At 62.8% G+C, this 2,541-nt stretch carries 3 protein-coding genes; 2 read left to right on the plus strand and 1 reads right to left on the minus strand.

Annotated features, from left to right (window positions below):
• The first annotated feature begins 152 nt into the window (after positions 1-152).
• Complete coding sequence (locus AC629_RS43475; protein WP_084810733.1) at positions 153-920, plus strand: crotonase/enoyl-CoA hydratase family protein; 768 nt, start codon at positions 153-155, stop codon at positions 918-920.
• 123 nt (positions 921-1,043) lie between these two features.
• A complete protein-coding gene (locus tag AC629_RS43480) occupies positions 1,044-2,207 on the plus strand; it encodes an acyl-CoA dehydrogenase family protein (RefSeq protein ID WP_245332199.1) in 1,164 nt (387 codons plus the stop codon).
• Between the two features lie 44 nt (positions 2,208-2,251).
• Here the strand turns inward: AC629_RS43480 and AC629_RS43485 are convergent.
• A partial coding sequence (locus AC629_RS43485; RefSeq protein ID WP_245332200.1) for a LysR substrate-binding domain-containing protein occupies positions 2,252-2,541 on the minus strand: 290 nt, incomplete at its 5' end.

A 2,541-nucleotide genomic window follows, 5' to 3' on the forward strand; every position in this document is an offset into this window, starting at 1 on the left:
CATCCGCATGGCCCCGCGCTAGAGCGTTTTCGAGCGAAGTGGATACCGGTTCACGTGAAGAAAACGCGTCAAAATAAAAATCCAGAGTCCCGTTCCGATTCCATCGGAGCGGCACTCCAGGCGATTGCGCACAGCAACAGGAGTAGAAAGCGATGTCCGAAGAAACTCCGGTCCTGACCGAAGTCCGCGGACCCATTCTGATCATCACGCTGAACCGGCCGGAAGCCAAGAACGCGGCCAACCTCGCCCTCTCCAAGGGCGTGGCCGCGGCGCTTGACCGGCTCGACGCCGACGATGCGCTTGGCATTGGTATCATCACTGGGGCCGGCGGCACATTCTGCTCGGGCATGGACCTCAAAGGGTTCCTGAAAGGCGAGCGGCCGTCGATCCCCGGTCGCGGCTTCGCCGGCCTCACCGAGGCGCCCCCGAAGAAGCCGCTGATTGCGGCGGTGGATGGCTTCGCGCTCGCCGGCGGGATGGAGCTCGCGCTGTCGTGCGACATGATCGTCGCGAACCGCAACGCCAAGTTCGGGATCCCCGAGGTGAAGCGCGGGCTGGCCGCCGCGGCCGGCGGGCTGATCCGCATGCCGCGTCAGATGCCGTTCCGTGTGGCGATGGAGTATGCATTGACGGGCGAATTCTTCGGCGCAGAGCGCGCCTACGAACTCGGCATCATCAACCGCGTGACCGATGGCCCGGCCCTCGACGTCGCGCTTGAGCTTGCAGCAGCGATCGGCGCGAATGGCCCGCTCGCCGTGAAGGCATCCAAGCAGGTGATCGTCGAATCCCGGCTCTGGCCGGAAGACCAGATGTGGAAGAAGCAGCAGGAGATCGTCGCTCCTGTCTTCGTGTCCGAAGATGCCCGCGAGGGCGCGGCTGCCTTTGCCGAAAAGCGTGCCCCGAATTGGAAGGGCAAGTAAGGCGTCGATTTGTTTCGATAACGGAGCGTCGGTTTCGATTGAAGCAGAACCGACGCTCTGAATTCCTGTATCCGTGCCGCACGCCGGCCGGTATCCACGTCGCTTGACAGCGCTATTGGGTGAATGATGCGCAGCTTTACCGAAGATCAGGTCATCTTCCGCGAATCCTACCGGAAGTTCCTTGCCAGCGAGATCGTGCCCCATATGGAGGAGTGGCGGGAGGCCGGCATCGTCGATCGCAGCGCGTTCAAGAAGGCCGGCGACCTCGGCTTCCTGATGATCTGGCCCGAGGAGAAATACGGTGGAATGGGCGATGCGGACTTCCGCTATGAGCAGATCATCATCGAGGAGACCGCGCGCTCCGGCTGCAAGGGCTGGTTCAATACGCTGCACAGCCGCCTGGTTGGCTCCTATTTCAAGCGTTTCGGCACCGACGAGCAGCGGGATCGATTCCTGCCCAAATGCGTCAGCGGCGAGACGATCCTGGCCATCGCCATGACCGAGCCTGGCGCGGGCTCGGACCTCGCCGGCATGCGGACGACGGCGGAGGACAAGGGTGATCATTTCCTGCTCAATGGCTCGAAGACCTACATTTCCAACGGCATTAACTCCGACGTGGTGATCGTGGCAGCCAGGCTCGCCGGCGCCGAGAAGAAGCATGCCATGGTGCTCCTGATCGTCGAACGGGGCATGGAAGGCTTCGAGCGCGGCCGCAATCTCAAGAAGATGGGCATGCCGGCACAGGATACGGCCGAACTCTTCTTTCAGAACGTGAAGGTTCCCAAGGCCAACGTTCTAGGCGAGCCCGGCAGCGGCTTCTACTATCTGATGGAAGGCCTTGCCGAGGAGCGGCTGATCTCCGCGGTCGGCTCGATCGCCAATGGCCGCAAGGCATTCGACATCACGCGCGCCTATGTGATGGAGCGCAAGCTGTTCGGCAAACCGCTCGCCGAACAGCAGAATACCCAGTTCCGCATGGCGGAGATGGATGCCGAAATCGACCTCGTGCAGGTTTATGTCGATCACTGCGTGGCCGAACATAATGCGGGCCGCCTGACCAGCAACATGGGCGCCAAGGCCAAGATGATGTCGTCGGAAGTCGAGTGGAAGATGCTGGATCTCGGTGTGCAGCTACATGGCGGTGCAGGTTACATGGATGAATATCCGATCAGCCGCATGTTCACCGATGCGCGCGTCAATCGGATTCTGGCGGGCAGCTCCGAAGTGATGCGGCTGATCATCGGCCGCGATGTCTTCTCCGAGCACTACAAGAGCATTCTGGACTAGCCGTCGTCGCGACAGCCGGAGCACGAGCGCGATCGGCCTTCCACTCATCGTCCTTCAGCCACCCTCCACCTCCCGTCCCCTGTGCGCTTCAGCACGGGATCGCTCATCCGCACATGCTCGGCCAGGAAGTCGATGAACGCGCGCACGCGCGCGGGCAGGGGCGCGGTGTGGCCGACATAGACGGCGTGGATGTCTTCGCGGTCGCCGGGATTGTAGCCTTGCAGAACCGGCACGAGGCGGCCGGATTCGATGTCGGGGCCGATGTGGAAGAGGGCGAGGCGGGCGAGGCCGACACCGCCGAGGGCGAGGCGGCGGGCGGCTTCGCCGTCGCTGA

Source organism: Bradyrhizobium sp. NAS80.1, assembly GCF_001908205.1.
In the GTDB taxonomy this organism is placed as follows: Bacteria; Pseudomonadota; Alphaproteobacteria; order Rhizobiales; family Xanthobacteraceae; genus Bradyrhizobium.